We start from the raw sequence: 5,142 nt of genomic DNA, 5'->3' as shown, positions 1-5,142 counted from the left end.
GGACGCGCTGCTGCCGGCGCTGCTGCTCCTCAACGCCGTCACCACCCAGGCGCCGCGCGACCTGCCGGTGGCCGGCGCCCTGACCGCCGCCCTCGCGCTGCCCCTGGTGTGGCGGCGCCGGGCCCCGCGCGCGGTGTTCGCCGCGGTGGCCGCCGCGGCCTTCGTCCAGTGGCTGGCGGACGTCCAACTCCCGGCGGACATCGCCCTGTTGGTGGCCCTCTACACGGTGGCCGCGCACGCGGGCCGGCGCGGCGCCCTCGTCGCCGGCGCCGTCGTGGAGGCCGGGGCCCTGCTGGCCTGCCTGCGCTGGGTGCCGGACGGCGCGTTCCCGACCCCCTTCGTCGCGCTCACCGCGATGACCGTCGCCGCCGCCGTCCTCGGGGTGAACGTGCGCACCACCCGCGCCTACCTCGCGGCCCTGGAGGAGCGCGCCGCCCGCCTGGAGCGGGAGCAGCGCCAGCAGGCGCGACTGGCCGTCGCCGAGGAACGGACCCGCATCGCCCGGGAGATGCACGACATCGTCACCCACAACCTGTCCGTCATGGTCGCGCTCAGCGACGCCGCCGTGTACGCGCAGCGCAGCTCGCCCGACACGACCACCGCCGCGATGCTCCAGGTCGCCGAGACCGGCCGGCAGGCCCTGACCGACATGCGGCGCTCGCTGGGCATCCTGCGCACCGACGAACCGGACGCCCGGCGCCACCCGCTGCCCGGCATCGCCCAACTGGACGCCCTCGCCGAGCAGATGGGCGCGGCCGGGCTGCCGACCCGCCTCGACGTCCACGGCGGCCACGGCCACGTCCCCGCCACCGCCCAGCTCACCGTCTACCGCCTGGTGCAGGAAGCCTTGACCAACACCCTCAAGCACACGCCCCCCGGCACCCGCGCGACGGTCCGCATCCGCTGCTCGGCCGAGACCGTCACCGTGGACGTCACCGACACCGGCCCCTGCCCGCCCCCTCCCGCCGCCACCACTGCCGCCGCCGTCGTGCCGTCCGGCCACGGCATCCCCGGCATGCGCGAGCGCGCGGCCGCCTACGGGGGCGAGCTGCGGGCCGGACCGCTCCCGGACGGCGGCTGGGCCGTGCGCACCCGCCTCCTGCTCGCCGGCGGCGCGGCGGCCTCCGCATGACGATCCGCGTCCTGATCGCCGACGACGAGGCACTGCTGCGGATGGCCTTCCGCACCGTCCTGGAGGCCCAGCCCGACATGGCCCCGGTCGGCGAGGCCGCGGACGGCGCCCAGGCCGTCCGCCTCGCCCGGGAGCTGCGCCCCGACGTCGTCCTGATGGACGTCCGGATGCCCGGCACGGACGGCATCGAGGCGACCCGCCGGCTCGTCGCCGCCTGCCCGCGCAGCCGGGTGCTGATCCTGACCACCTTCGACCTCGACGAGTACGCCTTCGCCGGGCTCCACGCCGGGGCCTCGGGCTTCCTGCTGAAGAACACCAGGCCCGAGGAGTTCCTCGCCGCGATCCGCAGCGTCGCGGCGGGCGACGCGGTGGTCTCCCCGCGGATCACCCGGCTCCTGCTGGAGAGCCTGCGCCCGCACCTGCCCGGCGGCACCGACGTCGCCGGCACGGACCGCGCCGAGCGCGACGAGCGGCTGAGCCGGCTCAGCACCCGCGAACGCGAGGTGCTCCTCCAGGTGGGCCGCGGCCTGTCCAACACCGAGATCGCCGCCACCCTCCACCTCGCGGAGGCGACCGTGAAGTCCCACCTGGGCCGCATCCTGCAGAAGCTCGAACTCCGCGACCGCATCCAGGCCGTGGTCTTCGCCTACGAGACCCGCCTCGTCCACCCGGCCTGACACCGCCGCCGAGCGCTGAACTCCCCTCACCGCCGGCACGGCTGCGGACCTAGGTCTCCAGCCCGTTACGCCGCCGCGGCGCTGCGCCTACGGTCGCTGCCGTGGACACGACGGGGATTCTGGACGAGGCGCTGCAGCGGCTGCACGCCTGCGGGCCCGAGCGGCTCGGGCGGCTCACCAACCACGCGCCGATGGCCGTCGAGGCCCTCGCCGCCCGCGGACAGGCGCGCGCGGTGCACCGCTGGCTCGACCGGTACGCGCGGAAGCTGGAGGACCTCCCGCCCCGCGTCGAGCCGGTGACGGCCGCCAACTGGCGTGCGGCGCTGGGCGATCCGCGCCGCGCGGCCGACTGGATCGGCCACTTCGAGCGCGAGCTCGCCGAGCACCCCTGGCGCGAGGTGCTCGCCCGGTGGTGGCCCCGGCTGCTGCCCGGCCTGTACGGCGGCTCGACCCACCCGGTGATCCGGGTGGGCCACGCCGTGCGCACGCTGCTGGCCGGCGAGGCCGACCCCACCGGCCCCCGGCAGACCGAACTCGCCCACGGCCTCGGCTACTGGGCCGCCCGCCACCGGCCCCTCACGGTCCCCGCCCGACCGCCCGGCGCCGCCACTGCGGCCGCCGCCCTCGACGCGGTGGCGCCCGTCGCCGTGCAGGACGGCGGCTTCCCCGACCGGCTCGACCGCGTCACGGCCCTGCCGCTCTGGACGGCGGCCGAGGCGGCCGGGCCGCAGGAGGCGTACGGCCGCCTCACCGAACTGGTGCGGGCGGCCACCCACCGCTACGCCGCGTACGGCCACGGCGAGGAGACGATGCTGGTCCACGCGGCCACGGCGCCCAACGCCGTGCTGCGCGCCCTGCCCGCGCTCCCGCGGGACCTGTGGCCGGCGAGCCTGCGGGCGGCCTGGACGGCCTGCGCGGCGGTGACCGCGATGTACGCGCCCGCCGCGCCCGTGCCCTGCGCGCCGCCGGGCGACGTCACCCCCGAGGAGGTGTTCGAGCGGGCACTGGCGCACGGCGACGAGCACGTCATCAAGCTGGCGGACACGGCCCTCGACGTCGGCGACGCACCGGCACTGGCGGCGGCCCTGCGCGCCGTGGAGCTGAGCGCGCCACCGGGGTGAGGCGGGCGGCGGGGCCCTGCCACGGCGTCTCGAACCCACGTCCGTCGGCGGACCGCCGTAGGACCGAGGTCAGCGCGCCAGCGTGTCGAACCAGCGCACGATCTGGGGCCCCGCCAGCTTGAAGGACCCGTTGTGGTCGGCCTTTCCGTGGTCGACCACGGGGGCCGTCACACCGTTGCGGGCCAGATCGGCCGCGCAGCTGACGGAGTTGGCGATCGGCACGTCCGTGTCGCCGGCCGCGCTGTGCAGCCGGACGGGCACGTCGGGCTTCCAGTCGCAGGTCCCGTCCTGCGCCTTGAGCGCGGCCAGCAGGCCGCCGTCCGGGTGCCGCAGCCGCTCGTAGAAGCCGTCGGTCAGCAGTTCCCTCACCGAGCCGGGCAGCTTCGTGACGATCTCCTCCTCGGTGTGCCGGGTGTCGAAGAGTTCCTCCACGTACCCCGCGTACGGCTGCCGGAACGCCTCGGCCGGGTTGCCGTAGACGGGGTGCAGCCGGTTCTGCGCGGTGAGGAAGTACGACATGTAGAAGACACCGCTGATGCCGTTGACGCGGCCGTCGAACAGGGCGGGGATCTCGGCGCCCCGCAGGTCGTACGGTCCGGCGACCGGTGCGAGCGCCCGCAGCCGGAAGTGCCGGTCCGCGCCCCGCGCCAGCTCGCGGCCCAGCGCCATGGCGACCTGGCCGCCCTGCGAGAACCCGGTGCCGTACACGTCCCCGGTGAGCGGCCTGCCGAGCGCATGCGCGGCGGTGCGGGAGGCCCGCAGCATGTCGAGCGAGGCGGAGACGGCGGAGGCGGTGTCCATGTACGGGTGGAGGCCGGGGCCCTTGCCGAGGCCGAGGTAGTCGGGTGCGGCGACGGCGCGGCCCGCGGCGGCGTGCAGATAGGGCGCGTACAGCCCGAAGTCCGTGGCGACGGACGGCGCGTAGTCGCGGTGGACCATCGTGCCGTGCGTGTCGGCCACCAGGTCGAGGCGGTGCCCGCCGCCCTTGGGGAGCACTAGGGCGCGTATCGAGTCGTGATCAAGCGGCTCTGGTGAGGTCCTTGATCCAGATCATCGCGCCACGAAGGTGGAGGCCGGCGAGGTAGCTCTCCGGGGTCTTGTCATAGCGTGTGGCGATGCCTCGCCAGGCCTTCAGCTTGTTGATCAGACGCTCGACGGTGTTCCGCTCTCTGTAGAGTTCGGCATCGTGGCTGACGGGCCTGCCGCCCTTGCTGCCCTTCTTCCTGCGGTTGGCGGCTTGGTCGATCTTCTCTGGAATGACGGCCTTGATGTGGCGTTTGCGCAGGTGGTTGCGGTTGCCCCGGGACGAGTAGGCCTTGTCCCCGGCGACCGCGTCGGGCCGGGTGCGAGGGCGTCCGACCGGTCCGGGGACCCGGACCTTCCGCAGCACGGTGATGAACTGCGGGCTGTCGGCGGCCTGGCCCTCGGTCAGGACGAACGCCACGGGGCGGCACCTGCGCTCCCCGGCGACGTGGACCTTGCTGGTCTGCCCGCCTCTGGAGCGTCCGAGCAGGGCGGCTTTCAAGCGGAGCCCGCGGCGGCGTCGGACGCGTCGCCGTTCTTCCCGTCCCGGGTCGTCCTGCCCGTCCTGTTCCTGCGGGCCGCCCCCTTTTGCCGGGCCTTCTCCGCTTCGTCCGCGGCTTTCTCCAGGGCCGCCATGGCATCGGGCTCCAGGTGCATCCCAGCGGCGTCGTGGTGGGCCCGGACGGTGGTGGAGTCCACGCTGACCAGGGACAGGTCCACCTCGCCCCGCTTGGCGGCTTCCGTGATCGCGCCCTCCAGCAGGGCTTCGAAGACGCCGGCGTCCCTCCACTGCCGGAAGCGGTTGTGGACGGTCGACCAGGAACCGAACTCCCGGGGAATCTCGCGCCACTGGCTGCCGGTCCTGAAGTGCCAGATCACGCCCTCGAACTGCTGGCGCAGCCGTTCGGGGTAGGGGCCGTACTCGCCGATCGGCAAGTACGGCTCGATGAACTCCCACTCACTGTCGGTCAGTTGCACACGGGTCACGCACCACGGTCTACCGGACCAGGGGCAGCCATGAGGGCGAAACCCGCAAATTGATCACAACCGAATACGCGCCCTAACAGGCCGGTGGCAGTGGTCGGTTCGCCCTGAGAAAGTGTTGGGTAATTGATCAACTGCACGCTGTGATGCGTTGGCGGTGATCTTCGCGGACTGCTGATGGCGACGCTGGGCGCTGACCTCGCCG

3 protein-coding genes and 2 pseudogenes are annotated in these 5,142 nt (G+C 74.3%); 3 read left to right on the top strand and 2 right to left on the bottom strand.

All coding sequences use genetic code 11. The features are described 5' to 3' along the window. The 3 genes from ABZW03_RS36835 to ABZW03_RS36825 all read left to right on the top strand — a co-directional run. A partial coding sequence (locus ABZW03_RS36835; protein ID WP_355268627.1) for a histidine kinase occupies positions 1–1,132 on the top strand: 1,132 nt, incomplete at its 5' end. Continuing rightward, complete coding sequence (locus tag ABZW03_RS36830) at positions 1,129–1,809, top strand: response regulator transcription factor (protein ID WP_355268625.1); 681 nt, start codon at positions 1,129–1,131, stop codon at positions 1,807–1,809. The genes ABZW03_RS36835 and ABZW03_RS36830, both read left to right, overlap by 4 nt. 101 nt (positions 1,810–1,910) lie before the next feature. Further along, positions 1,911–2,930, top strand: a complete 1,020-nt coding sequence (locus ABZW03_RS36825; RefSeq protein ID WP_355268623.1) for a questin oxidase family protein — start codon at positions 1,911–1,913, stop codon at positions 2,928–2,930. A 69-nt stretch (positions 2,931–2,999) separates the two neighbouring features. Here the strand turns inward: ABZW03_RS36825 and ABZW03_RS36820 are convergent. Together ABZW03_RS36820 and ABZW03_RS36815 are read right to left on the bottom strand one after the other, a co-directional pair. Next, a pseudogene (locus ABZW03_RS36820) lies at positions 3,000–3,929 on the bottom strand (alpha/beta hydrolase); the annotation flags it as partial. A gap of 19 nt (positions 3,930–3,948) precedes the next feature. After that, positions 3,949–4,940: pseudogene (locus ABZW03_RS36815) on the bottom strand (IS5 family transposase). Between the last annotated feature and the right edge of the window lie 202 nt (positions 4,941–5,142).

It is taken from the genome of Kitasatospora sp. NPDC004799 (genome assembly GCF_040609095.1).
Lineage (GTDB): Bacteria > Actinomycetota > Actinomycetes > Streptomycetales > Streptomycetaceae > Kitasatospora.
The sequence above is the reverse complement of the archived record's forward strand: the minus strand, read 5'-3'. Positions and strand labels throughout refer to the sequence as shown.